The following is a 25,557-nucleotide window of genomic DNA, read 5'->3' on the forward strand; positions in this document are numbered from 1 at the left end:
CAGCAACTACACACTACCAGGTGATCACCGCCGCTGCTCTAGGCTCTGCGGCTGGAATGAGTATCAACAACGAACTGCTTTTAGAGGAATGGAATCGTCAACGTTAGCTCCATCTCCACGTGTTCCTTCCATAAAAAAGGACAATCCCTCCGTCTGCAATAGACGAGTGGGACTGTCCCTCTTCTATATTATAGAAGCAATGCTCTTCCTTTGATTACAACGTCTTCTGTCCTGGCTTCCAGTTTGCCGGGCACAGACCGCCAGCCTGCAGGGCTTGCAAAATACGAGTCGTCTCTGCCACACTGCGGCCTACGTTCATGTCAGTTACCACTTGGTAGCGCAGAATGCCGTCTGGATCGATGATGAACAAACCACGGTGAGCTGCACCGGTCTCTTCGTCCAAGACACCATAAGCTCGTGCCGTCTCTTTTTTAAAGTCGCTCGCGAGCGGGAAGTTTACTTCACCGATACCATTTTCATCGCGCGGTGTTTTTATCCATGCCCGGTGCGTATGTACGCTATCGGTGGATACGCCCAGCACTTCGCAATCCAAATCTTCGAACTCTTCCATGTTGTCACTAAACGAAGTTACCTCTGTCGGGCAAACGAATGTGAAGTCGAACGGCCAGAAGAACAAAATCAGCCATTTTCCTTTATAATCAGCCAGCGACACACGTTCTTCCAGTGTCTCGAGGTTTTTCGTTGTGAGCATGTTAAAGTCAGGTGCTGGTTTTCCTACTTGTAGTTGAATCGTTTGCTGTGTTGTCATAATAAATCTCTCCTTTTATATGGTGTCTGATGAAAATTACTTCGCAGCCTCTTCCAATGCTGCCAGTGCTTTTTTAATACGTGTCGGGTTGAAGCCCAAAATTTGCTTCTCGCCAATGACGGTCAAGGGAACAGACATCATTCCTAAACGGCTCAGCTCCTGGAAGTACTCTTCTTTTTTATCGATGTTTCGCTCTTCGAAAGAAATGTTTTGTTCTGTCAAATACGTCTTTAATTGCTTGCAGAAGTTGCAATTCGTGCTGGAGTATACGATTGCTTGTGCCATGTTTGTTTCTCTCCTTTTCATCTATTTATATTGAGGGACAACTTTGGAACGCTTGTTGATGTATTTGTCTACAGCCATAGCTGCAATGGCACCGTCTGCCGCAGCGACTACTGCTTGCTTCACAGGTGTTTTGCGCACCTCACCCGCTCCAAATACGCCTGGAACAGAAGACTGCATGAACTCATCTAGAATCATAAATCCTTCCTCATCGAGAGGAACTTGTCCATCCAAGAAATCGGTACCCGGCTTGCTGCCAGACAGGAAGACGAAGACCCCGTCTACGGACAGCATTTCTTCTGCTCCTTCTGCCGTGCGAATACGCAACCCTTCGACCGCCTTCTCGCCAACGATTTCCAATGGGCGCGTACGGAAACGCATTTCCGTGTTCGGCAGCTCAGGTAGTCCTTCTACCCCTTGAAGATCAACGCGCGGCACCAAGAAAGTGATTTTGTCCGTAAATTTGGTCAGTGCATGCGCTTCTTCCAAAGCTTCCTCCGTATCACCGATGACCGCAACATGCTTGCCTTCATAAAAAGCTCCGTCGCATGTTGCGCAAGTGCTCACTCCGCGTCCGAGCAATTGCTCTTCTCCTGGAAGCATACGGTTACGTCCTTTGGAACCAGTCGCTATGATCACGGCCTTCGCTTCGAAAGTACCATGAGCCGTGAAGACGCTTTTTTCCTCATCCTCTACATCTACCGCAGAAATCGTTGTCTGGATGAATTCTGCACCGAATCCCTCCGCTTGTCTGCGCATTTTATCCAATAGTTCCTTCCCAGTCATCTCGCCTTCTACCCCTGGGTAGTTGGCGATTTTATGTGTCAGGGCAAGCGCCCCAGTTCCGGGTGCCTTATCGATGACGAGCGTCTTTAGATTTCCACGAGCTGTATAAATGGCAGCGGAAGCACCAGCTGGTCCTCCGCCGATGATGATGACATCATACATGAACGCTCCCCCTTTCCTTATTATCAAATTATAATTATTATCAACTAGGAACAATTATCATTGTACTTGATATAATTTGAAAGTCAATATCTTTTTATAATTAATCTAAATAAGGTCTTATTATAAAAAGGCGTACTAAAAAGTCCGCCCCTCTGCCCTGAATTATTTTACGATTCCGAATTCACCCGATTTCGTTGACGAAACAAGTAATTCAGGATAAAGTACCACTAACACTTGAACGCACAAAAGCAAAGAAGCAAGAAAGCACAAAAGTACGAAAGTAAAAATGTACCTTCTCACTGCTTCAGCCTGATTTAACAAGGAGTTGCCATTATGAACAAGCCATTATCTTTTTCGCAAAGTATTTGGGTGCTTGTCACCGTATTCGGAATCTTGTTTCCCGCCCTTTTCTGGGGCAAAGTTGAGCCGCATATGCCGCTCTTCCTCGCAACCATTGGAGCTTCCACTCTTCTCTTCCTGTTCGGCGTTCCGTGGAAGCAAATGGAGGAGGGCTTGATCAAAGGAATTCAAACTGCGATCGCCCCCATGCTGATTCTTTCTTTAATCGGAATTTTAATCGGGGTTTGGATGATGAGTGGAACCGTTCCGATGATTCTGCACCTCGGCATTTCGATCATCTCACCGGAGTACTTCACACTCTCCGCCCTATTTCTGACGGTAATCGTTTCTTCCGTAACAGGAAGCTCTTTTACCACAATTAGTACGGTAGGGGTCGCTATGATGGGGGTCTCGACTGCACTCGGACTTGATCCCTTGATTACAGCTGGAGCCATTATTTGTGGAGCATGCTTCGGGGATAAAATGTCGCCTCTCTCCGACACGACCAACTTTGCAGCAGCCATTGCAGGCGTTTCCTTGTCGGAGCACGTCAAGTTCATGTCACGCACTGCCGTTCCTGCCCTTGTCATTACCGCGGTTTTCTTCGGATTTCAAGGACAAAGTGCTAGTGTTAATCTAGACGCCATTCAAGAAATCCAGCTTGCTTTGGAACAAAACTTCTCACTTGGCCTTTTATCGCTGCTGCCAGCATTCGTCGTCCTGTTATGCTCAGCGCTGCGAAAACCGATTTTGCCTACATTGGTATTCGGGATTTTGAGCGGGATTGTCACAGCTGCTCTTTCGGAAGGAGTTACCTCTCCAGTCGAATGGATGACTGTCATGCAAAAAGGCTTCGTCAGCAATATCGCCAATGAAGCCGTTGCATCAATTGTGGACCGCGGTGGACTGTTGTCGATGACCTGGTCCCTCGCCTTGATTTTGATTGCCTTGTCTTTAGGTGGCATCCTGCAATACAGCGGTGTGTTTCATTCTCTCTTTTCCGGATTCATCAATCGAATCAAACGAGACTCTCAGATGGTCGGTCTTGCCGGATCTTCTTCTATTCTCGTGAATCTGCTGACAGGAGAACAATACTTGTCCATCCTGCTCCCTGGACAGATGTTTCGTGAAGCATTCGAAGCGCGCGGAATGGCGGGCAGACGACTGTCTCGTACTCTAGAAGACTGCGGGACACTCGTCAACCCACTCATTCCATGGGGGGTAAGTGGTGCATTCTTTACCGCTACCTTGCATGTATCCACACTGGAATACTTGCCTTATGTCATCTACCTGTGGATCTCGCCAATTTTGACGTTTCTATTCGCCATGCGTTGGCAGAAAGCTTAGCCGGCTGCATACACGGTCGTACAGTTTTTTCCTTTGCGCTTGGAGCGGTACAGTGCCTCATCTGCTGCCCGCTTCAAGCCATCTGCCGTGTTTGCGTCTTTAGGGAAGCGCGCGATGCCAACACTGACCGCAATCAAGATGCAGCAATCGTCCTGTGTTAAGGGGCGCAAGCGCAAATACTCTCGAATGGCATGCGCTTTTTCCTCCGCCATCTCCATAGATGATCCTGGGCAGAGCAGCATGAACTCGTCTCCCGCATAACGATACGCAGTATCCTCTGGTCCCGACACTTCTTTCATCGCTTCGGCAATTTGCTTAATCAGTGCGTCCCCTGCATGATGACCATAATGATCGTTCACCGCTTTTAAGCTGTCTGAATCCAGCATGATCAAAGAGACAGACGTATCCTCTTCACTCAGTAGCTTTTCCAAATCACGATGGAACGCACGATAGTTCGCAATCCCTGTCAGCTCATCCTGAAACGACATCTGGTACATTCGCTCATACAAACGCGCCGTTTCGATAGCACTTGCTACCTGAAAACCAATGATTTTCAGTAGTTCCTCATGCTCTTTTTTATAGGCGAATTCGCGATAAGACTGGGCAGAAATAACGCCCTTGATCTGATTCCCCAGCATGAGTGGAACGAAAATGCATGTATTCGTATCAATTTCCGGACTTCCCCAGCGGATCATTTCTGGCTCGCTTGGCTCGTTCTTCATCGTCTTGATGTGGATTGTTTCTCTTGTATCGATCACTTTGGACACCATCGCTTGCCCATAGGGAATCGTGAGCGGACCGTAATTGACCCCATTATCGATGCTGATCGGAATTTTGATCTCACTGTCGCCTTCATCATAAATGGCAATAAAGAAAGCATCTGCACGCATCACGCGCGAGACCAGCTCAAATGCTTTCCACAAAATTTTGCTTTCCTCAAACGTTTTCGCAAAAATGTGGCTGAGGTCATGTAAAATCTTCATGTGCTCGGAGATCCACATCATTTCGGTTACCTTATTTCGCAGCTCCACAATCTGCTTCAGCAGTTCTGCATGCAAGACACTGTCCTGCTCCGACAGTATGCTGTCTACCTCACGAGATAACGCTTCGACCTCGCCAAGCTCGACTTCTTCTATGTTTCCGAGCCATTGGCTATAACGCTCCAACAACTGTCTTGCATACGCTTCTCTAACGTCGTGCTTCTCATGCATATTCAACCCTCCGGCTATTGGGTAGCTTTACGCTTTTTTTTCATGATATCGCTCAATAGCTGCACGGATGGCTTGCAAGACAGCTCCCTGACCAGGTGCTAAAAAACGTTCTTGGATCGCCTTTGTGATCTCCTGCATGCCATCTGCAACTGTCTTGCCTACAAGCAAGCTAACCAAAAACTCGCTCGTCTTGTCCATGACAAAGGTAAAGCTGGCGTCGCAAATCACTTCGGCGTCTACATCAATGATGAGTACGCAGCCAACCATGGTAGAAACCTCGTACAAGGTAGTTCCCTTAGGAATTTGGGCGAAGCCTGCTGTCAGTACCGTATTTTTGTTCATCCAGTCGTCCTCCTAGCTGCTGATTGGCAAGCATACCTCGACTGCCGTTCCGTTACCTGGGGTGCTTATCAATCGCAGAGTCCCTCGATGGTTCTCAATGATTTTGCGGCTCACCATCAATCCCAGGCCCGTCCCCGTTTCCTTCGTCGTGAAAAAAGCCTCTCCCAATCTCGCAATCTGATGAGCCGGGATACCCACTCCATTATCTTCAAACCGAATGACGACTCGATCATCTTCACACCGCAGTCGAATGACAATTTCTCCATTCCCTGAGGTCGCTTCGATTCCATTTTTCAAAAAGTTAATGAAGGCTTGCTTCAACTGATTCTCATCGCAATGGATCAAGGGGACTTCCGATTCGAAAACGACCTGAATCATGACCTTTTTCAAAATCGCCTCCGTCTCCAAGAGCGTCACCACATGCGTGATCAGGTTGGACAGATCGCGGGCTTCAAACACAGCCGTATGCGGCTTCGCCAAGACCAACAGCTCCGTGACAATCATCTCGATTCGCGCCAATTCCGAGCTCATGATCGAGAAGTATTCTGGCTTTCTCATGCCATCCTTTTGCATTAATTGCACAAAGCCTTTTAGCGAGGTAAGCGGATTGCGTATCTCATGTGCAATCCCTGCCGCCAATTGCCCGACTAGCGCAAGTTTTTCCGAGTTTTGCAAAAATTCTTGCGCCCGTTTGCGTTCTGTGATATCTCGGATCAGTATGTACATGGAGGGCTTGTCCTGCATCGGCACGGATGTTCCACAAACTTCTACCTCCGTCCGAGTGCCATCCAAGCGGATCAGCTCGACTTCAATCGGCGTGGCCGTTTCCCCTTCTTCCAAAATGCGGAGGAGTCCCTTGATCTTCGGTACATCACGGGGATGGAAAAACGACTGAAAAGGATACCATAACAGCTCGTCCAAGCCGGAAGCCCCAACTAGTTCCATTCCTGCTTGGTTGACGTATTGAAGCTCCCCAGCATGGTAGATGAACGCACCTTCACCGGAAATATCCAATACTCTGCACTGTTTGGAGCCATAGCTGTTCCCAAACGAGGCTGGAAGCTTCTGCACCATTGAATAATACCCAATAGACGTGCCTTCCTCCCAAAAGGTTCCATATGTAATATACACGGGAATACTTGTCCCATCCTTATGACGAAAAGCGGTGTAAAAAGGTCTCGGATCGCCATTCATCGCAAACTGCGTTTGAAGGCGTACCATTTCCTGTTCTTCCGAAACAGCCAGCTTCCAAAATGAAGACCCTTCCCATTCTTCTACGGAGTAGCCATTCAACACTTGGCAGGCAGGATTGCCTTTAAAAACTCTACCAAATTGATCGAGCAGAAAAGTGGCCTGAATCATTTGATCAAAGAAGGAACGATAGAGATGACCACTTCTCCATCCACTGTCCAATAAGTTTTTCATCGTGCCCCTCCCTCCTGGGACGAGAAAACGGCTACTCCAAATTACGGAAATAGCCTACAACGTTCTCAAATCCTATTCTCACCCAATTTTACCCTATTCGCTCTGTTGTTTCCATCCCCCGAAAAATTTAAATGTGCAATTTTTCCAGTACCGCTGCGCTGACACGCAGTTGCTCTGCCATTTTTTCGTCAACAGCCAAGCCCAGCCTTGTAACTGCCGCGACCAGTGCTCCGACAACAGGTGATACTGCGGGAAGGATCGTTTGAAACGAAGCTCTCGCAACCAGTTGTTCCTGAAGGATTGTACCGGCAGTTAACAATCCTCCCGCCAAAACGACCGGTATAGGCTCCTGGACCTTTTTTAAGCACGCATCGGCCAATTCTAGCAAATCCTCCACTGCTTGCATGATCAACACATTCGCCACCGGATCGCCTAGTGTTGCGGCTTGTTCCACGAGCTGACTCGTTTTTGCCAGCTCCATTCGCGGATTGCTTCCCCCGTAGATCAGGTTGATCAGCTCATCAGGACGTACTACGCCATAGTGGTCCATAAACAGTCGCGTCAGTACTGTCGATTCACCGCGCCCATCGTATTCGCGCAATACGGCGATTGCCGCTTTTTTGCCCAAATCAAACCCGCTGCCCTCGTCTCCTACCAGATACCCCCATCCGCCTACACGGTGCCGCGCCCCCTCTTTTGAAAAGGCACAGGCAATCGAGCCGGTACCGGCAAGGAGAACGACGCCTGGCTGCCCCCATGTCCCCGCGTAAAGAGCTGCGACGACATCGTTATCAATCAACAGCCGTTCTCCCCACTCATCGGCAAAGGCATGCTGAATTCTTTCCTTGATTTGCGGACGATCTGCACCGCCAAGCCCGATAAACAGACCGGCTACTTCCTCTTCTTTGGCACCTGCCTTTATCCTCACAGCATCAATGAGTTGGCGCAGGGTAGATTCCACATCCCCCCAGCTCCTGGAGAGCGGATTTGATGATTCCCCCACTACAATTGCCTGTACCTGCCCCGCCTCATTGCAGATCGCTGCCCTTGTCCTACTTCCACCTCCATCGATCCCGACAAACCACTTTTCCCCATTACTTGACTGCACCTGCCGTCAACCCCTCCATAAACTGCCTCGATGCCATCAAAAACACGACGATCATCGGTAAGGCAGACAACGTGAGCCCAGCAAACAGCAGGCTCCAATCCGTTTCATATTCTCCAAACAACACCATCATGCCTACCGGAATCGTCTTGATCGCTTCCTCTTGAATGAAAATCAACGGGAAGAAAAAGTCGTTCCACGCATGGATGAAATTAATAATGATCACCGTAGCCAAGGCCGGACGAATCAGCGGCAGTAGCACGCGCCAAAACACCTGAAAATGGCTGCACCCATCGATCCGCGCCGCTTCCTCCAGCTCAATCGGCAAGGTCCGGAAGAAGCCCGTCAAAATAAAAACAGAGATCGGAATGCCACTCGCCGTATAAATTAGAATCAGCGACCACAGTGAATTCAAGAGCCCGAGATTCTTCATCAGCAAAAATAAGGGAACGATCCCCAGCTTGATCGGAATCATCAGGCCAACAATGAAAAAGAAATATAGCCCCCCTGTCCATTTAAAGGAAAAGCGCGACAAGTAAAAGGCCGCCATCGCTGAAAAAACCGTAATCAACAAGACAGACATGGCACTGACGAATACACTGTTCCATAAAAAATCAGCAAAAGGCACGGCTTCCCACAGCTTTTTATACGTATCCAGGCTAAACGTCTTCGGAAGGGAGAGCGGACTCGCAAATATCTCCATATTCGTTTTCAAGGAAGAAGAAATCATCAGTACGATCGGATATAGCGCGATTAACGCAAATAAATACGCTAGCACATAAGATACAGCTCTCCCACCCACAGTCATCTTCACATCGCATCCTCCTTTCCACTCAGGAACACGCAACTAGTGTTGGACTTCTCGTTTCCTCATCAAATAGAGTGACAGCGCCGAAACAGATCCGACGATGAAAAACAACACGACAGCCAACGCCGAACCGAGTCCAAGTGTGACATCCCCAGCTCCGCTGCTAAACGCCATGCGATAAAAGTATACAGCCAGCGTATCCGTCGAATAAAACGGCTCACCCATCGAGCCTTGCATGGCGTAGACGAGCTCGAACGCTTCAAACGCCTGAATGAATGTAAATATCGTCATAATCGTGATTGCTGGCATGCACAGTGGCAAAATCATTTTCCACAGCATCCGCCAGCCTGTTGCCCCATCCAACCTCGCCGCCTCGATCAAATCCTCCGGGATCGACTGAAGTCCCGCCAAAAAGATCAGCATAGCAAAGCCTATGCCAAACCAGCAGTTAATCAAAATAATCGCGAGAAGCGCTGTATCCGGGTCACCGAGCCATGGTCTGGCCCATTCTCCCAGACCAATATTTGCTAAAATGGTATTGAGTGCCCCGTAATTCGGATTTAAAATCAACTTCCATAAAAACCCAATAACAATAACAGACAACAGCCTTGGCATGAAATAAGCGATCTTGAGAAACCCGGAACCTCGTATTTTGCGATAGATGAGAAAAGCCAGTCCGAAAGCGATTCCATTTTGCACAATCATTTCGATCACAAAGTAGAAGACGTTATGACGAAAAGCATTCCAGAACATTTCGTTGAAGGGCTCTACCGTAAGCAGCGTTATGAAATTTTGCAGTCCGACAAAAACCCCGCGTTTGATGCCATTCCAATCGTACAAGCTGTATAAGAATGCCGAAAAGATCGGGTACACGACAAACAACGTATAAATAACAAGCGCGGGCAGCGGAAACAAGTGAATCATCCAGCGCACTTGCCCCTTTGTTCGAATGCTTTTCCTGTTTACCGTCTGTCTCTCGATGATACCCACCCCTTTCTTACGAAAATCATCGCGGCCTGTTTGGAAGCCAGGAGTGAACCACCTCGGGTCCACTCCCCTTTTTCCGTCTGCTATTTTCTACTTTTTAAAGGGAGGAAACCAGGTAGCCGCCGACTTTTGTACTTCTTCTACGACTTGTTCAGGGGTGAGCTTGCCTAAATACATGCCTTGGAGGGCGTTTTCCAATGTTTGCTTCGTGGTTGGTTTTCCTTCCGCGAAGTTGACGACCATCAAATAAGGTGTGGCGCTTGATTGGGACAGCTCTGCCATCTTGTTTACCAACGGATCGTCCGTCGATACACCTGGCACCGCGCTGATTCGTTTGAACTGATTCGCGAATAGCTCCCCGAACTTTTTCGTCGCCATGAATTCCATGAACTTCAATGCCTCTGCTTTGTGTTTGGACTTGGCATTGACGGCATAGGAACCATCGACCCAGGTTGTCAGGACTTGTTTTCCGTCATCGGTTGGCATCGGGAAGAAATCAAGTGGCAAATCGGGGTTGAGCTTTTTGATGCCTTCCAATTCAAAGCTGCCATTGATGAACATCGCTGCTTTTTCCGTGGCGAACAACGTCCGCATATCATTCAATTCGAGACCTACATAATTTTCCGGGAAATAAGGGATAAGTTCTTGCATACGCTGCACGGATTGGAGGAACTCGGCGCTTTTCAGGTCACTTTCTCCTTTTAGCAGCTTGTCGAGATAGTCCGTTCCGCTGTAGCTAGCTGGAGCAATCACACCATGACTGAGAGAGAGAAGCCAGCCTTCCTTTGCTCCGAAAGAGATCGGGACGATTCCTTTCTCTTTCAATGTTTTGGCTGTCGCGATCAACTCATCCCAGCTTTTCGGTGCCTGGAGTCCGTTTTGCTCGAAGATTTTCTTGTTGTAGTAAAATTGCGTGGAGTTCAGGGATAGTGGGACACCGTAGACTTTACCATCTTTACCTGTAGCCGCTGCGAGAACGTCTTTTGGTATGGTAGATAGGCCTGGCACATTGTCGAGAGGCTCCAGATGTCCAGCTTCAGCCAGGGTAATCCCCGGAGCATAGGGACGCAGCTGCAAAATATCTGGACCACTGTCGCTTTGGAGCGCCGTGTTTAGGATGGTATTGTACTCCGTTGCTTTAAATGGTTTGAAGTCGATCTTGATATTCGGATTGTCTGCCTCAAAAGCCTTGATGATGGCTTTGTAGCCCTCTGTGTCTTCTACACGCCAGCTATGCATCGAGAGTGTTACCTGCTGTCCTCCACCCTGCCTGCCGCCAGACGGTGTTTCGGTTCCTCCACTGCTACATCCTGTCACTACCATAACCGCAGCCAACACGATTGAAGCTACATAGCGAAAACGAAATTGCTTCATGCGAAACCCTCCCTTTTTCTTCCCTTAGGTCTGCAAAAGCTGGGCCGTAACAGCATCGTGCAAAATCGGTCGTAATTGCCGAAGCTGATGATTGCGGCCTAGATGAACGGCGTTAGTGAGAAAGATGACAGCAAACTGTTGCTCCGGGTCGATCCACATACTGGTTCCAGTAAAGCCCGTATGCCCGAAGCTCTTACGATGCAAGCCGTTTCCACAGCTCAAGGTGGTGGACGCTTGATTGAGCTCCCAGCCATACCCTCTACTCCCCCCTGCTTGTTCTGTATGATTGCGAATCGCCAGTTCGTACCATTCGCTCGCAAGTATTCGAGGATCTTGGTACAACCAGCTCATCGCGTATCGGCACAAATCGTCAGCCGTTGAAAATAGTCCAGCATGTCCGGCGACCCCTCCCATCGCAAATGCTTTCTCATCATGAACCTCGCCTGTAATGTAGGCGTTGGTGAGGCTACAATATTCAGAAGACGCAATATTCCGATAAATCAGCTGATTCGGACAGTAGACGGTATGTGCCATGCCCAATGGGGTGAAGATGCGGCGAGTAACAAACTGGTCCAAGCGCTCTCCGGTTACTTGCTCGATAACGAGGCCCAACCAGATCATGCCCAAATCACTGTAAACTACCTGGGCCCCTGGCTCGTGAATCAATTCTTGCGCATACAACAACTCTGGCAAATCGATCTCGCTATCGCGCCTTCTCTCTGCCAAATCTGCCGGCATTCCTGAAGTATGCGCAAGCAGCTGCGCGAGCGTGATCCGCTTTTTATCAGCGGGACAATCGGGAAAAAATCGACCAATCTGATCATCTAGCGCTACCACTCCCTCCTGCACGAGCAAGAGGATAGCAGGCAGCGTCGCTGTCACTTTGGTGAGCGACGCCAGGTCAAACATGGTATCCGGCGTCACCCGCTGGTCTTTGGCGATACTCGTCGTTCCGACATCACACGCATACCAGATACGACGATCACGTACGATTCGCAAGGCAGCTCCCGGCAGCAAACCGTTGTCCACCCATCCTTGCAATAGCAGCTCCAGATCGTCCATGTCTTCCCTCCCTTCTCCTACGTCGATGAGCGTTTCGTTCGACTGACAGCAAGCCTTGATTTTTCCAACAGGGGTATGACTTGCTCTTGCATCCTGCTGATCATGGTAATAAACAAAATATCGATGACGTTCAATTGAGCAATGCGTGAAGCCATGGCTCCACTGCGAATGCTTTTTTCGACCGAGCTGGTGAACAGCCGGATGTTGGCTAGTTCGGCTACTGGCGAGGGGCCGAATTTGGTCAGAGTAATGATGGTCGCTCCCTGCTGCTTGGCCTCCGTCAACGATTGAATAATGTCTTCGGTCTGTCCTGAATAAGATATGCCGATGACCACGTCTTTTTCCGTTAAAGTGACTGCCGACGTCAATTGTGCGTGAAAATCCGAATAAGCCTCACACCACAAGTTAATCCGCGAAAATTTTTGCCGGATATCGTCAGCAATGACTGCCGATGCACCAACGCCGTAGACATCGATCTTCCTGGCTACCGACAGCACGTCGACTGCTTTCTTTACTTCTTCGTTGGACAAGACGGAGAGCGTATCCTGGATGGATTGAATATTGTTCCAGCTGACCGCTTGCATAATCGATTCAACTGAACCCTCCATCATAATCTCCTGATAGCTGCCCATCGCCGTCTGTTTCGTCAAATCTCCCGCGACGCGCAGCTTTAGCTCCTGATATCCCTTCATATTAAGAGAGCGAGCCAAACGGATTATCGTCGCCTCGGAAACCCCACTAAATTCTGCCAGTTTTTGTACAGAAAGCTTCACGACATCTTCCGGGTGAGCCAGGATATAATCAGCGACTTTTCGCTCCGAAGGTTTCAATTGATCCAAGATTGCTTGTAGGCTGACAAGCCCTCCATTTAACATATGTGACATCGCTTTCTTCCCCCAAATCTTAACTACATTTTATGTAGCATTATTTCTCTCGTCAATTGTTATCTAATAAACAATATTTCAAAATCACGAAGCTCAGCACAACACTTCTGAATTTGTTCTCTCTTTTTCTAAAAATTCCCTCCTTGACTTTCTCGCGGCGTCAAGCTTTACGCTTGCATCGCTAACAGGAATAAAAAGGAGGATTTTCCCATGAAAACGTTACTGATTAAAGACTGCATGATATTGACGATGGCTGAGGGAGAGAAGCCATTTCTTGGGGATATTTGGATTGTGGATGGTCGAATCACCAAAATCGGACCATCCCTTGAGGAGGAAGCAGACCGTGTCATACTGGCTAAAAATAAGGTAGCGATGCCCGGTCTCATCAACGCGCACAACCATGCCAGCATGTCCTTGCTGCGTGCTTTTTCCGATGACCTCAAGCTGATGGATTGGTTGGACAAAAAGATGCTCCCGGCTGAAGCTCGGATGACAAGAGAAGATGTCTACTGGGGAACGACACTGGGGATCGCAGAAATGATCGCTTCTGGCACGACCGCTTTTGCCGATATGTACGTGCATATGGATGCTGTTGCCCAAGCGGTACTTGATTCCGGGATACGCGCTTCCTTGACTCGGGGCATGGTCTTTTTCGAGGATGACGGTGGACGACGAATGGCCGAAGCATTAGACCTCCTCGACAACTGGACGGGGGCTGGCGATGGCAGAATCACAACGATGCTCGGTCCACACGCTCCTTATACGTGCCCGCCGAAGCCTTTGCAAGGAGTCATCGAGCTTGCCCGCGAGCGCCAGATCCCGCTCCACATCCATCTGGCTGAAACGATTGAGGAAGGAGAGAAAATCCGGGCCAAGTACAATCAGACTCCCACGGAGTATTTGCATGAACTGGGCATGTTTCACGATACGCACGTCTCGCTCGCGCATGCTGTTCATTTGAATGAATCCGATGTCAAACTTCTTCGCGGGATGAGAGGCGGCGTCGCACATAATCCTGTCAGCAATTTGAAGCTCGGCTGCGGCATCTCCCCTGTCAAAGAGCTGATCGAGGCTGGGGTCACTGTCGGGATGGGAACAGATGGTGCTGGCAGTGCTACGACTCTCGATATGTTTGCCGAGATCAAAGCCGCAACTTGGATGCAAAAGCTCAAGCACGGCGATCCGACGGTACTGCCTGCCGAAGCAGCCTTGCGCATGGCTACCATCGAAAGTGCAAAACTGCTTGCGATCGATCACGAAGTCGGAACTCTGGAAGCTGGGAAAAGAGCTGATCTCATCCTGATCGATCTGGATAAACCGCACCTGCAGCCTGTCCATGACATACCTGCCTTACTCGCATACAGCGCGACGGGAGCCGATGTGGATACAACCATTGTGAACGGAGAAATTTTGATGCATCAGCGCCAATTCCAAACCCTCCATTGGGAGGAAATAAAGAGAGAAGCGACATCACGAGCCAGCCGACTCGTCGAGGGTCTGTAATTGCTATTGTGCTCACAGGTTGAGCAGGCAAAAGCCAATGGCGAGACACATCACAAACACGCTCCACATGAAAGAGGGAATGAGCAGCGAGGATGCGATTTTGTGGTGGGGACGAATGGCGCGAATGAGTACCCATGTCGAATACATCACCAGAATGGTATCCAGCGCAGCCAACACGAGCAGTTGATAACCGATAAACAACACGAAAAAAAGTTGATGAAAAAACCAATTGATTCCATATAGAAGCAAAAGCTCGCGGTCTATCTGCTTCGTTCGAATCAAGATCAGAAACGACCATGCTATGAGTGCGTATAAAATCAGCCAGATGATACGAAACAAGTAGATTGGCGGTGTTCCATTGGGCTTGGCAAGGGAATCATACCAGGCCCCACCGTCTGGAAAAGCAAGACCACCCAGTGAATAGAGGACTACTCCAGCAAGAAACAGAAGACTATTGTGCACCAATCTCATCCAGGCAGTCACCCTTTCCTCTTCTTTCTCTTCTATATCTATGAGTGGTCCTTCTGTTTTCATGCTAGTTTCAGAGATTTCTTTTTGGGATGGAAAAAATCTTGGTACGTTGCTGTAGTGGTGGGGAGGAAACAGGAGAAAACGCTCAGCTTCTTGTCCCACCCGCTGGGGGATTCACTGCCCGGCTCCATGCAAAAAGCGAAACCGCGTCCAAAGTGGCCCTTTCAGGATGCATTTTCAGAGGTGGACGCTTAAGGACGTGTTTCGCTTTTTGCATTCCGTCTCGGTCGGTGTACCAAAGATCTTCGCTTTTTTCTCCTGTTTCCTCTACGAGATTTCAGAGTTGATCGTTTTTTAAAGAAGGGAAAGAATGAAGAACCTATTCAGTTACGCTAGAGAAGAATATTTCCAGACGTAGCGACTTGTGGAGTCCTACCAAGCGGAGAAGGGATTTGCGGGCAAAAGAAACGCAACGTGCCCCTACGTCGAAGCGGCTACCACTTTTGCGTTTCCCCGCAAATCCCTTCGGAGCGGACAGTCTTGACCCTCAGTAGGACGGAGCACTGAGCCTAGACTGGAAATATTCTTCTCCCCACCGCAGCCTCGTACCCAAGACGTAAAAAGACCGACACCCCCTTTCATCTCTAAGGGATTGTCGGTCCGTTTCCATTCAAAATAGATGGTGCATCAGGTGCTTCCTCAGGGGTCGTGCGGCGTACGCTTGGTACATTTCGTGGCTCATGCTCAATTTCTGGAAAGGAGTGAACTGTCACGTACATGCTGCCATTGCTCGCGATCGCCCGGATCAAGACCGGATAGGCGTATTTGTTTTGAAACACAAAATCAGGGCCGTACCAGCTCACGGTCGCATCCCGGCCTGGAGGTACGTACGCTACGTTTCGGCTGTGAGAATAGCGCTGCATAATGTGCAAACCTGCCTGGTCTACCGCATTGAACAAAGTAGACGATACTTGGCAGATTCCTCCCCCGATGCCTTCCGACAGCTCTCCTCTAACAATAATAGGCGCCTGCAAATACCCTTTTTCTTTCGTACGCTGGCCCACTACCTTATTAAAAGAAAAAATTTCTCCTGGCAATACCACGTAATTGTTAATCGCCTGCGAGGCGAGCTTGATGTTGTGTACTCGGTTCCGGTTGCCTGCATTGAAATAGGTCGCATATTGTCCGATCCTTTTTTTCCGAACCTGACTCATGAGCGTCTTGTCTACCTTCGGGAATACCTCTTTGTAGCTGACATTCATGCTTGCGGCTCCCGTACCGTAAAAATAATCGTAAAAACGTTCGCGAAATACCGCGTCATCTAACCTTCTTCCCTTGGTTTCCGGAACGATGGCCCCAGCGTTATTAATCGTCGCATTGATGGGCTCGATGTGCGCTTTTTTCGCCAACTCTTCCACCATTCGTACAAGCTTGCTTTCATCAACCAAAGGAACGCCATCAAAGGGAAGAGAATAATCAGCCCGATTGAGAATAGCTACCGTCTTGTCATCCATCTCTATCTGCAAAAAATTCGTTGGGTCGAGGGGATTGATTAACAGTAACAGAGCCAACGTCATAGCAAAACCCATCCGGCTGCTCACCTCCATTCTCCAACAACGATCATCTTCCGTTATTGTAGTATGAGCAGTCGAACAGGTTTCATTCTGCGATCTAAATGCCATTAGCTCATCTTTGTTAGTCTGCTTACGAGAGCTTGCGAAACAGCCTTTAAACGCTGTTGGTCAACTGCTTCCTGGTACGTGGTGTTTAACTGGTCACGCAGATCCTTGGCTGCCACTAGATTGGCTGTGGCCTCTTTGATTTTTTGGGTATATCTTACCTTAATATCCAATAATTCTTCTTCGTATTTCTCATCGGTTCCTGGGGTAATCGCACGTTCGTACATATCAATGACCTCATCCGTATCTTTGCTAGGAAAATACTCATGCGGAGCCGTACTGTCAAAAATCGCGAGGCTCTTCTCAGGTACAATCACCATATCGAGGCTGTGCGGGTCCAAACCACAGTGGTACACTTCCACATCAAAGCCACGTGTCTGGGCTTCCTTCACCAGCTTTTTCAGCATGGTTGACTTGCCAGAGCCTGGTCTGCCCTTGATGAAATAGCGCTTCTCCAATTGGTCTGTCAGCTTCATGATATGATCGACTGGTCCCTGTGGAGTGGCAGCTCCCAAGTACATACGCCGAACTTTTGCTTTCTTCTCTAGCTGCTCATCCCTGAAGAATAGCCCGATGACTTCTTCCGTGACACGATTGGCTTCTTCTCTGTCCAGGTTTTCAATGTAAGGGGCTTCCCACTCATCATGGATGCGCAGTGCTTCGCCAAAAGCTTGATAAGCCTCTTCACTCTTATTAAAAATCTCTTCGTACCAGAAGGCGATCCGGTCTTTGTCATCCACGAGCTGATCAACGTCTACCATCGCCTGCAAATTGATCTGAATTTCAGTTACGCCAGGGGAAGCCGGTCTCCACAAGCGCGGATAACTTCCGTCCATGATCGCTACTTTATAACGGGGAAAAATGACACCATCAAACTGTCCGTTCACAAAAGGGGAATGAATCCATTCCACTTCATCTGTTTTTCGTGCCATTTGATTTCCAATCGACTCGATCAGTGGCGATGTAATTCCTTCCACTGTCCCTGTCAAAATATAAACGCGCTCCAAGCCTTCCAATACGGAGTCATAAAAAGTCTTGTATCCTCGCGCAGTATTCCCTGCCGCATATATATGGCGCACTTTTTTCGTCATTGCTTTTCCCTCCTGTGCATCTTCTCGCTGCGGTTGAAACGATGTATTGTATGCACAACAAGAGAAATAGGCGTCTGTCTACAACGATATGAAAAACTCTATCGAGGTTTTCTCATGGATGAGCGACCGCGTATGGAAAAACCGCTGCAAGCTATTATTCATAGCTCGCAGCGGCTTTTTGTCATTCGGGTATTATTTATTCAAATCCGTCATTTTACCAGTAGACATATAGATAATCCATTCGCAGATGTTCGTAACATGATCGGCAATCCGTTCCAAATATTGCGCGACCAAGAGCAAATGCGTTCCTTGCGAAATGGCCTGACTGTTTTTCGTCATCAATTCAATCAGATCATGGAAAATCGTGGAGTACAGTTTATCAACAATGTCGTCGCGTGCCGCAATTTCTTCTGCCGCTTCTTTGTTGCGTGCAATATACGCATTTAAGCAATCGCGCACCATAGCCTTGACGTGATCAGCCATCATCGGAATATCGATGAGGGGTTTCACGTACGGGTCCGCCATCAAGCGTCGGGTCGTCTTGGCAATGGAAACGGCATGATCACCCATTCGCTCCAAATCCGTCACCAGCTTCAACATGGTTCCCAAGCGTCGCAAGTCACCTCCGACTGGCTGCTGCAATGCAATGAGACGGAAGCAATCGCTCTGTATTTCTTGCTCCAACTCATTGATCACAGGATCGCTTGCGATAACCTGTTCAGCCAGTTCAGCATCTCGCTCAACCAGACTCTTAATGGATTTATGAATAGCTTCTTCCACCAATGTGCCCATCGTCATGAGCTTGCGGTGCAGTACATCCTGCTGTTCTTCAAAAGCGTGCCGTGACATTTCCCTTTTCCCCCTTCTAGTGTCTGACATGTCAAATGGTACAAGGCGATTGTATTGTAGAAGTAAAGCTACTATTTTGTTTGTGTAAATGTTTTTGCAGTAGCTTTTTTAGGTAAGGGGAAGTGTAACTGTGAAGGTTGTCCCTCTTCCTTCCTTGCTCTCCACACTGATATGTCCGTGCAAATTTTCCACGAGATGCTTCACAATTGCGAGGCCCAAACCTGTTCCACCTGAATCACGGCTACGCGCCTTGTCTACACGATAAAACCGCTCAAAGATACGCGTGAGTTCCTTTTCTGGAATGCCGATCCCGGTATCCATCACTTGAATGGTGATGTTTTCGCTGTCTGCCTGTGTCTTGACGTTGATTTTTCCACCTTCTGACGTATAGGCGATCGCATTCGTCAACAGATTCAAGATGATCTGCTGCAAGCAATCTTTATCCGTCATGAGCCAAATATCTGGCTTCGGTGAAGGGAGCGTGATCGTCAATTCCTTGCGCTGTGCCTGGTCATGCATGATGGCAACTGCCGAACTGATTAAATCCTGCAAGTGAACCTTACTCAGATGCAACGGGATTCGCTTCTGCTCGATTTTGGACAGGTCCAAAATATCGCGGATCATCCGGTAGAGTCGCTCGCTCTCATCCGAGATGATTTGCAGGAAATTGCGACATGTTTCCTCGTCCTGCATCGCCCCTTCAAGCAAGGTCTCTGTAAAGCCCTTGATCGAGGTAATCGGCGTGCGTAGCTCATGCGATACGTTAGCCACGAATTCACTGCGCATCTTCTCCAGGCGGCGAATGTCGGTAATGTCGTGCAGCACCACGACTACACCCCTCGACTCCCCCTTGAAGTTGATATAGGGAGCAAAATTTACGTCGAGGATGCGTTCCTGCGGGTAATAGATGTGTACCTCTTGGCGGAACTTCTCGCTTCTGTCGAGGCACCTGTCGATGTATTGGCTGAGCCCAAAGCTCTTGCCTGCCTCGATATGCAGCTTCCCTACGATCTCATGTCCAGCAGTCCCCAACAGCTTTTCAACGGCGGGATTGACCAGCATGATCCGACGTTGCTCTGAAATAAAGATCACGCCACTCGTCATATTGGTCAGCACACCTGCTAGGCGCTGCTGATTCTCCGAGATTTCGTACATCTGCTGCTCCAGGCTCGATGCCATGAAGTTGATCGCTCCTGCAAGCTGACCGATCTCATCCTTTGCTTTGATTCTCACACGGCTCTCGTATTGACGCTGTGTAATGTTGCGGGCTACCCGGGTGATCTCCTCGATCGGACGAATAATGGAAAAGGAAATGCGGGAAACAACAATCGATCCGACTACCAAAGTAACCAATAAACCGGTGAGCAAGCTGTACCACATCTTGTGGATCGTATCGGTAATATCTTTCATCGACATCGCTGAACGAACAACACCGAATATTTCGTTGTTCAGTTCAACAGGTACTGCAACGTACATCATGTCATAGCCGAGCGTCTCACTGAAACGGCGGGAAATCCCTGTTTCTCCTTTTAACGCTGCCATCATCTCCGGTCGGTCATGATGGTTTTCCATCTCTTCCGAGTGGGAGGAGTTGTCGTACATTACCTGACCATCTTTGTCGATAATGGTAATTCGTACTTCATCCGTTGGCGCTACTTGTGTGACCCGATCCGCTAACGTCGCTTTATCGGTAAAGACGTTCGGGAAACGGACCGCCTGAGAGATGAGCTTCGACTCGCGGGACAATAGCTCATTCAGTGATTGGAGGTAGGAATTCTCCAGCACTTTGGCAAAATACATCCCCATCACCAATAGTACGAGGGAGATTAAACCCAAAATAGTCAAAGTGAGTTTGATTCGAAAGCGAGTCAAGGTAAATCCTCCGTTATCCTTCCAGTTTGTATCCTAATCCGCGAACTGTTTTGATGTATTTCGGGTTCTTCGTGTCATCCTCAAGCTTTTCGCGTAAATGGCTGACATGCACGTCCACAATTCGAGAATCCCCGATGAAATCGTAGTTCCAAACAGCGTTCAACAATTGATCGCGCGTCAGTACACGTCCTTGGTGGCTCGCTAAATAGTTAAGCAGCTCGAATTCCTTTGGTGTCAGTTCGACCTTGACGTCTTTACAAAACACCTCGTACTTCTCCGGATAGATGCGAATATCCCCAAATTGGAGTAACACCTCTTGAGGCGCTGTAGTCGCTTCTGGCGTGTTCTGAAACCGCCGCAGAATGGCTTTTACGCGGGCAATTACTTCTCTCGGGCTAAATGGCTTTGTCAAATAATCATCGGCACCAAGCTCAAGCCCCAAAATCTTGTCGAGCTCATCATCTTTCGCTGTAAGCATTAAGATCGGCGTATTATTACGTTCCTGGCGCAAGGTTTTGCATACATCCATTCCATCCATCTTGGGAAGCATCAAATCAAGAATGATAAAATCAGGCTGCTCGCTCTTAACCATTTCCAAGGCCTGTTTTCCGTCAAAAGCAGTTACGACCTGAAAACCTGATTTTTCAAGATTAAATTGCAATAGCTTTACAATGGAAGCTTCGTCATCCACTACCAATACTTTAATCATCTGTCTGTTTCCCCCTAGCGTTGCAATGCTTGCGCTCGATTTTCTAACCTACGTCCCCTAAAAAATGCTTCTCTCTACAATACTCAGTCTGCCAATGCTCATTGCGGAAAACAAGTAATTTTTTTGTAAAGACATGCTGTTAGTACATAGAACTTAGTTGCTTGGCAATAGTATTCCTCTTTTAGGTAAAGGTATCTACTTTAAAAATCCTTGCCATCTTCCAGCTGTAGTGGTCGGGAGAAGCCCTGCCACATGTTTTCCAGTCGCCTGTACCCTCTCTGCGCTCGGGCGGTCTCCTTCCAAACATGTGACAGTGCTTTCGGACAGCTGTGGATATGTCTTGCTTTTACAACGTTTTGTAAGTGGGCTCAAAGAAGTTTTCTAGAGATTAAAACCACACGCTTTTTTCCTTGAGCCCTTTTTTAAAAAACTAAAAGCTACGTGGAAGAAGCGAATTTCCAGTCCAAGCGCCTCTGGAGCCCACCCTAGCGTAGGAAAAAATGGCGGGGAATTTCAGCTTCACTTATGAATGACATCCTCGAAACTTCTACGTTTGAAGCGCTCCCGCCATTTATTCCAGAGCGGACAGTCAATCCCCCTTGCGGGGCGTAGGCCGAAGCGTAGACTGGAAATTCGCTTCTTCCACCACCACAGCAGCATTAATAAAAAAAGACGCCTCCCCATAGAAAGGCGTCTTACATGTATTGATCTTATTTCAAAACAGCCATTACGCTGCGTACGGAGTCAGCAGACTTGTCGAGCGCTGCTTTCTCTTCGTCAGTTAGATCCAATTCGATCACTTTCTCGATCCCGTTTGCGCCGAGCAGAGTCGGTACACCCAGGTAGAGATCGTTGTAGCCGTACTCTCCTTGCAGAAGAGCGATAGATGGCAGAATGCGCTTTTTGTCCTTGATGATGGCTTCAGCCATTTGTACCAAGGAAGCCGCAGGTGCGTAGTAAGCGGAACCGTTCCCCAGAAGGTTTACGATCTCGCCGCCGCCCTTGCGAGTACGCTCTACAATCGCATCCAGACGGTCTTTCGGGATTAATTTTTCCAATGGGATACCACCAGCATAAGAGTAGCGAACCAAAGGAACCATGTCATCACCGTGACCACCCAAAACGAAGCCCGTTACGTCTTCTACAGATACATTCAACTCCATAGCCACGAAGGTACGAAAACGAGCCGAATCCAGAACGCCGGATTGACCGATTACGCGCTCTTTCGGGAAGCCCGATGTTTTGAAGAAGGTGTACGTCATCGCGTCAACTGGGTTGGACAGTACGAGCACGATAGAGTTAGGTGCATATGTTTTTACTTGCTCTGCAACAGATTTCATAATGCCAGCATTGGTGTTCACCAAGTCATCGCGGGACATGCCAGGCTTGCGGGCAATACCTGCTGTGATGATGACGAGATCAGCATCTTTGATGTCTTCATAGTTCGAAGTACCTGTGATGCTTGCATCAAAGCCTAATACTGGAGAGGATTCCATCATGTCGAGCGCTTTACCTTTTGTTGGGTTTTCCAGTTGCGGAATGTCAACCAATACTACGTCGCCCAGCTCTTTTTGCCCCAAAATGAATGCAGTTGTTGCACCAGTGAAGCCACTACCGATAACAGCGATTTTTTTACGGTTGAATGCCATGAACTATTCCCCTCCAAAAATGTAAGTGTAAAAATTTGTACCCAAATCTATCTTACATGTTTTGAATCAGAGCGTCAGCAAACTCGGAGCATTTCAGTTCTTGTGCGCCTTCCATCAGACGAGCGAAATCGTATGTTACTGTTTTCGCGGAGATGGTTTTTTCCATGGAGTTGATGATCAGATCAGCTGCTTCGTTCCAGCCCAGGTGACGCAGCATCATTTCTCCGGACAGGATCACGGAGGATGGGTTCACTTTGTCCAGACCAGCATATTTTGGAGCTGTACCATGAGTTGCTTCGAAGATCGCATGGCCAGTCAGGTAGTTGATGTTTGCACCTGGAGCGATACCGATACCGCCTACTTGTGCAGCCAGTGCGTCAGATACATAGTCACCGTTCAGGTTGAGTGTTGCTACTACATCGTACTCAGCTGGACGAGTCAGGATTTGTTGCAGGAACGCGTCAGCAATTACATCTTTCACAATGATTTTGCCAGCTGCTTCTGCTTCTTTTTGTGCTTTGTCAGCGTCGCCGCCTTCAGCTTTGATACGATCGTATTGTGCCCAAGTGAATACTTTGTCGCCGAATTCTGCTTCAGCTACTGCATATCCCCAAGTTTTGAAAGCACCTTCCGTGAACTTCATGATGTTACCTTTGTGTACGAGGGTAACGGATTTGCGGTTGTTCTCGATCGCGTAGTTGATCGCTGCACGAACCAGACGCTCAGTACCATCTTTGGAAACAGGCTTGATACCGATACCAGAAGTTTCTGGGAAGCGGATTTTCTTCACGCCCATTTCGTTTTGCAGGAAGTCGATTACTTTTTTCACTTCTGGAGTACCTTCAGCCCACTCTACACCAGCGTAGATGTCTTCAGTGTTCTCACGGAAGATTACCATGTCAGTCAATTCAGGATGTTTCACTGGGGATGGAACACCATCGAAGTATTGAACAGGACGTACGCATGCATACAGATCCAACTCTTGGCGCAGTGCTACGTTGATAGAACGGATACCGCCGCCTACTGGTGTAGTCAAAGGACCTTTGATTGCGATCAGGTATTCACGAACAGCAGTCAGCGTATCTTCTGGCAACCACTCGCTATATTGGTTGAAGGATTTTTCACCTGCGAATACTTCGAACCAAGCGATTTTCTTCTCGCCTTTGTAAGCTTTTTCTACAGCTGCATCCAGAGCGCGAACGGAAGCTTTCCAGATATCAGGGCCAGTACCGTCACCTTCGATGAAAGGAATGATCGGATTGTTTGGAACTACCAGTTTACCGTTATCCACAGTAATTTTTTCGCCTACAGTTGGTTGCGTCAGGTTTTTAAACACAAAAAATCCCTCCAGTGTTATATATATTTGGTGATTATGAATATTTCCAGACGTAGGAGAACTACCACTCACTTGTGGTAGTTCTCAAGCATGCGCTCAGGAGCGATCAGCCTGGCTGACCACCTGCCACGCTCGAAAATAGCGAGTTCTTAGCGGCGGTCAATTGGAACGTAGTGTTGGTTGACCGGACCGGTGTAGTCCGCGCGAGGACGGATCAGGCGATTATTTTCATATTGTTCCATGATGTGTGCCGTCCAACCGGACATACGGCTGATGGCAAAGATCGGTGTGAACAGGTCTGTTTCGAGACCGAGTGAGATGTAAACAGATGCGGAGTAGAAGTCAACGTTTGGCTTCAAGCCTTTTTCGCCGGAAATCATTTCATCGATCTTCACAGACATCTCATACAGCTCAGGGCGACCGATTTGCGCGGTCAATGCTTTAGACATTTCTTTCAGCCATTTCGCACGTGGGTCACCGTCTTTGTATACACGGTGTCCGAAGCCCATGATTTTTTCCTTGTTATCCAGCTTGGTGCGGATGTAGGATTCTACGTTAGCCATGCCGCCGATTTCATTGAGCATTTTCGCTACTGCTTCATTAGCGCCGCCATGCAGAGGGCCTTTGAGCGTACCGATTGCGGATACGATACCGGAATAAATGTCAGTCAGAGTCGCAACAGATACGCGAGCAGAGAATGTTGATGCATTAAACTCATGGTCAGCATGCAGGATCAGAGCAACGTCAAACGCTTTTACTGCCGTTTCTGTTGGCTCTTGGCCTGTGAGCATGTAGAGGAAGTTTTGTGCAATCGTGAAATCTGCACGTGGAGCTACTGGCTCCAGACCTTTACGCATACGCTCGTAAGCAGCGATCAAGGTAGGAGTTTGTGCCATCAGACGGATAGATTTCCGGTAGTTGGCTTCAGAAGACATATCTTGCGCTTCTGTGTCGTAGAGCGCTAGCGAAGAGACAGCTGTGCGCAACGCCGCCATTGGGTGTACGCCTTTTGGATAGTGGCGAATGCTTTCCAGCACTTCTTGAGCCACTGCTGCATTTTCACCCAATTGTTTTTTCAAAGCGTCTAGCTGATCACGCTTCGGTAACGCTCCATGCCAGAGCAAATATACAACCTCTTCAAAAGTTGCATGTTCTGCCAGCTCATCGATGTTGATCCCGCCATAGCAAAGAACCCCATCGACGATCGAACAGATGGATGATTGAGCGGCAACAACGCCTTCAAGTCCACGAGTAGTTGTCATAGAACTCCCTCTCCTTTTCCACTCAAGTAGTAGTGCTTATCTAGTCTTCGCTTGTCCGCCATGACTGATAAACAACCTGATCACGTTCAAAAAAGACTTTTTGAACATCCTATCTATGCAATTGTAAGCAGCGGTTTCTTTCATCCACCACTCTTGACAGGGAATGTATCCACGCAAATCCTCACATGGTCGTACATGAAAATGACGCTCATGTAAGGGGAGAGGCGAGAGAAAAGAATCCACTAAGACGACC

Annotated in this window: 23 protein-coding genes; 2 read left to right on the forward strand and 21 right to left on the reverse strand. The window is 48.4% G+C overall.

Annotated features, from left to right (window positions below; all coding sequences use genetic code 11):
- Nucleotides 1-214: 214 nt before the first annotated feature.
- Genes PMI05_RS19195 through PMI05_RS19205 form a run of 3 tightly spaced genes read right to left on the reverse strand, consistent with a single transcriptional unit; the run spans nucleotide 215 to nucleotide 1,999 of the window.
- On the reverse strand, nucleotides 215-769 hold the full coding sequence (locus PMI05_RS19195; RefSeq protein WP_007725301.1) for a peroxiredoxin: 555 nt from the start codon (nucleotides 767-769) through the stop codon (nucleotides 215-217).
- 36 nt (nucleotides 770-805) lie between these two features.
- Entirely contained in the window at nucleotides 806-1,054 is a 249-nt protein-coding gene (locus PMI05_RS19200; protein WP_007725302.1) for a glutaredoxin family protein, read from the reverse strand.
- A 21-nt stretch (nucleotides 1,055-1,075) separates the two neighbouring features.
- A complete protein-coding gene (locus PMI05_RS19205) occupies nucleotides 1,076-1,999 on the reverse strand; it encodes an NAD(P)/FAD-dependent oxidoreductase (protein WP_007725303.1) in 924 nt (307 codons plus the stop codon).
- Between the two features lie 333 nt (nucleotides 2,000-2,332).
- On the opposite strand from PMI05_RS19205, the gene nhaC reads away from it, so the two are divergent.
- The gene (gene nhaC, locus PMI05_RS19210; RefSeq protein WP_007725304.1) at nucleotides 2,333-3,685 is read left to right on the forward strand and encodes a Na+/H+ antiporter NhaC; all 1,353 of its coding nucleotides are present in this window, start codon (nucleotides 2,333-2,335) and stop codon (nucleotides 3,683-3,685) included.
- Here nhaC and PMI05_RS19215 read toward each other — a convergent pair.
- From PMI05_RS19215 to PMI05_RS19255, 9 genes are all read right to left on the reverse strand, one after another.
- Nucleotides 3,682-4,896: a GGDEF domain-containing protein gene (locus tag PMI05_RS19215; protein ID WP_007725306.1), complete on the reverse strand. Its 1,215-nt coding sequence runs from the start codon at nucleotides 4,894-4,896 to the stop codon at nucleotides 3,682-3,684. The two genes, nhaC and PMI05_RS19215, sit on opposite strands and share 4 nt — an antisense overlap.
- Before the next feature lie 27 nt (nucleotides 4,897-4,923).
- On the reverse strand, nucleotides 4,924-5,238 hold the full coding sequence (locus PMI05_RS19220) for a DUF3870 domain-containing protein (protein WP_007725309.1): 315 nt from the start codon (nucleotides 5,236-5,238) through the stop codon (nucleotides 4,924-4,926).
- A gap of 12 nt (nucleotides 5,239-5,250) precedes the next feature.
- Entirely contained in the window at nucleotides 5,251-6,663 is a 1,413-nt protein-coding gene (locus PMI05_RS19225) for a PAS domain-containing sensor histidine kinase (protein ID WP_007725311.1), read from the reverse strand.
- Between the two features lie 127 nt (nucleotides 6,664-6,790).
- Nucleotides 6,791-7,771, reverse strand: a complete 981-nt coding sequence (locus PMI05_RS19230; RefSeq protein ID WP_007725312.1) for an N-acetylglucosamine kinase — start codon at nucleotides 7,769-7,771, stop codon at nucleotides 6,791-6,793.
- The gene (locus PMI05_RS19235) at nucleotides 7,758-8,582 is read right to left on the reverse strand and encodes a carbohydrate ABC transporter permease (RefSeq protein ID WP_007725314.1); all 825 of its coding nucleotides are present in this window, start codon (nucleotides 8,580-8,582) and stop codon (nucleotides 7,758-7,760) included. Before PMI05_RS19235 ends, PMI05_RS19230 begins: the two co-directional genes overlap by 14 nt.
- A gap of 33 nt (nucleotides 8,583-8,615) precedes the next feature.
- On the reverse strand, nucleotides 8,616-9,509 hold the full coding sequence (locus PMI05_RS19240; RefSeq protein WP_039961028.1) for a carbohydrate ABC transporter permease: 894 nt from the start codon (nucleotides 9,507-9,509) through the stop codon (nucleotides 8,616-8,618).
- Nucleotides 9,510-9,653: 144 nt separating this feature from the next.
- Complete coding sequence (locus PMI05_RS19245; protein ID WP_007725319.1) at nucleotides 9,654-10,937, reverse strand: ABC transporter substrate-binding protein; 1,284 nt, start codon at nucleotides 10,935-10,937, stop codon at nucleotides 9,654-9,656.
- A gap of 24 nt (nucleotides 10,938-10,961) precedes the next feature.
- Nucleotides 10,962-11,999, reverse strand: coding sequence for a serine hydrolase (locus PMI05_RS19250; protein ID WP_007725321.1), 1,038 nt, complete (start codon nucleotides 11,997-11,999; stop codon nucleotides 10,962-10,964).
- A gap of 17 nt (nucleotides 12,000-12,016) precedes the next feature.
- Entirely contained in the window at nucleotides 12,017-12,883 is an 867-nt protein-coding gene (locus PMI05_RS19255) for a MurR/RpiR family transcriptional regulator (RefSeq protein ID WP_007725322.1), read from the reverse strand.
- A gap of 210 nt (nucleotides 12,884-13,093) precedes the next feature.
- Here PMI05_RS19255 and PMI05_RS19260 point away from each other — a divergent pair, with 210 nt between their 5' ends.
- Nucleotides 13,094-14,386 (forward strand): amidohydrolase, encoded by a 1,293-nt coding sequence (locus PMI05_RS19260; protein WP_007725324.1) that lies wholly within the window; start codon nucleotides 13,094-13,096, stop codon nucleotides 14,384-14,386.
- A 12-nt stretch (nucleotides 14,387-14,398) separates the two neighbouring features.
- Here PMI05_RS19260 and PMI05_RS19265 read toward each other — a convergent pair whose 3' ends face one another.
- The 9 genes from PMI05_RS19265 to citZ all read right to left on the reverse strand — a co-directional run bounded on the left by PMI05_RS19265 (nucleotide 14,399) and on the right by citZ (nucleotide 25,304).
- On the reverse strand, nucleotides 14,399-14,857 hold the full coding sequence (locus PMI05_RS19265) for a TspO/MBR family protein (RefSeq protein WP_039961029.1): 459 nt from the start codon (nucleotides 14,855-14,857) through the stop codon (nucleotides 14,399-14,401).
- A 644-nt stretch (nucleotides 14,858-15,501) separates the two neighbouring features.
- Entirely contained in the window at nucleotides 15,502-16,446 is a 945-nt protein-coding gene (locus PMI05_RS19270; protein WP_007725327.1) for a VanW family protein, read from the reverse strand.
- Nucleotides 16,447-16,538: 92 nt separating this feature from the next.
- Nucleotides 16,539-17,627 (reverse strand): PRK06851 family protein, encoded by a 1,089-nt coding sequence (locus tag PMI05_RS19275; protein WP_007725328.1) that lies wholly within the window; start codon nucleotides 17,625-17,627, stop codon nucleotides 16,539-16,541.
- A 192-nt stretch (nucleotides 17,628-17,819) separates the two neighbouring features.
- Complete coding sequence (gene phoU / locus PMI05_RS19280) at nucleotides 17,820-18,476, reverse strand: phosphate signaling complex protein PhoU (RefSeq protein WP_007725330.1); 657 nt, start codon at nucleotides 18,474-18,476, stop codon at nucleotides 17,820-17,822.
- A gap of 108 nt (nucleotides 18,477-18,584) precedes the next feature.
- Entirely contained in the window at nucleotides 18,585-20,348 is a 1,764-nt protein-coding gene (gene pnpS / locus PMI05_RS19285) for a two-component system histidine kinase PnpS (RefSeq protein ID WP_007725332.1), read from the reverse strand.
- A 13-nt stretch (nucleotides 20,349-20,361) separates the two neighbouring features.
- Nucleotides 20,362-21,057, reverse strand: a complete 696-nt coding sequence (locus PMI05_RS19290) for a response regulator transcription factor (RefSeq protein WP_007725334.1) — start codon at nucleotides 21,055-21,057, stop codon at nucleotides 20,362-20,364.
- Between the two features lie 710 nt (nucleotides 21,058-21,767).
- Nucleotides 21,768-22,706 (reverse strand): malate dehydrogenase, encoded by a 939-nt coding sequence (gene mdh / locus PMI05_RS19295; protein ID WP_007725335.1) that lies wholly within the window; start codon nucleotides 22,704-22,706, stop codon nucleotides 21,768-21,770.
- Nucleotides 22,707-22,758: 52 nt separating this feature from the next.
- Nucleotides 22,759-24,042, reverse strand: coding sequence for an NADP-dependent isocitrate dehydrogenase (gene icd / locus PMI05_RS19300; RefSeq protein ID WP_007725336.1), 1,284 nt, complete (start codon nucleotides 24,040-24,042; stop codon nucleotides 22,759-22,761).
- A gap of 149 nt (nucleotides 24,043-24,191) precedes the next feature.
- Nucleotides 24,192-25,304, reverse strand: a complete 1,113-nt coding sequence (gene citZ / locus PMI05_RS19305; protein ID WP_007725337.1) for a citrate synthase — start codon at nucleotides 25,302-25,304, stop codon at nucleotides 24,192-24,194.
- Nucleotides 25,305-25,557: the final 253 nt, after the last annotated feature.

Source organism: Brevibacillus sp. BC25 (assembly GCF_000282075.1).
GTDB lineage: Bacteria > Bacillota > Bacilli > Brevibacillales > Brevibacillaceae > Brevibacillus.

Coding starts and splice junctions, on each gene's coding strand:
- PMI05_RS19255 (WP_007725322.1), bottom strand. CDS start 12,883: ATGTCACATATGTTAAATGGAGGGCTTGTCAGCCTACAAGCAATCTTG.
- PMI05_RS19200 (WP_007725302.1), bottom strand. CDS start 1,054: ATGGCACAAGCAATCGTATACTCCAGCACGAATTGCAACTTCTGCAAG.
- mdh (WP_007725335.1), bottom strand. CDS start 22,706: ATGGCATTCAACCGTAAAAAAATCGCTGTTATCGGTAGTGGCTTCACT.
- PMI05_RS19290 (WP_007725334.1), bottom strand. CDS start 21,057: ATGATTAAAGTATTGGTAGTGGATGACGAAGCTTCCATTGTAAAGCTA.
- PMI05_RS19205 (WP_007725303.1), bottom strand. CDS start 1,999: ATGTATGATGTCATCATCATCGGCGGAGGACCAGCTGGTGCTTCCGCT.
- PMI05_RS19270 (WP_007725327.1), bottom strand. CDS start 16,446: ATGGGTTTTGCTATGACGTTGGCTCTGTTACTGTTAATCAATCCCCTC.
- PMI05_RS19215 (WP_007725306.1), bottom strand. CDS start 4,896: ATGCATGAGAAGCACGACGTTAGAGAAGCGTATGCAAGACAGTTGTTG.
- PMI05_RS19265 (WP_039961029.1), bottom strand. CDS start 14,857: ATGAGATTGGTGCACAATAGTCTTCTGTTTCTTGCTGGAGTAGTCCTC.
- PMI05_RS19195 (WP_007725301.1), bottom strand. CDS start 769: ATGACAACACAGCAAACGATTCAACTACAAGTAGGAAAACCAGCACCT.
- nhaC (WP_007725304.1), top strand. CDS start 2,333: ATGAACAAGCCATTATCTTTTTCGCAAAGTATTTGGGTGCTTGTCACC.
- citZ (WP_007725337.1), bottom strand. CDS start 25,304: ATGACAACTACTCGTGGACTTGAAGGCGTTGTTGCCGCTCAATCATCC.
- PMI05_RS19220 (WP_007725309.1), bottom strand. CDS start 5,238: ATGAACAAAAATACGGTACTGACAGCAGGCTTCGCCCAAATTCCTAAG.
- PMI05_RS19245 (WP_007725319.1), bottom strand. CDS start 10,937: ATGAAGCAATTTCGTTTTCGCTATGTAGCTTCAATCGTGTTGGCTGCG.
- PMI05_RS19225 (WP_007725311.1), bottom strand. CDS start 6,663: ATGAAAAACTTATTGGACAGTGGATGGAGAAGTGGTCATCTCTATCGT.
- PMI05_RS19260 (WP_007725324.1), top strand. CDS start 13,094: ATGAAAACGTTACTGATTAAAGACTGCATGATATTGACGATGGCTGAG.
- PMI05_RS19250 (WP_007725321.1), bottom strand. CDS start 11,999: ATGGACGATCTGGAGCTGCTATTGCAAGGATGGGTGGACAACGGTTTG.
- phoU (WP_007725330.1), bottom strand. CDS start 18,476: ATGTCACGGCACGCTTTTGAAGAACAGCAGGATGTACTGCACCGCAAG.
- PMI05_RS19275 (WP_007725328.1), bottom strand. CDS start 17,627: ATGACGAAAAAAGTGCGCCATATATATGCGGCAGGGAATACTGCGCGA.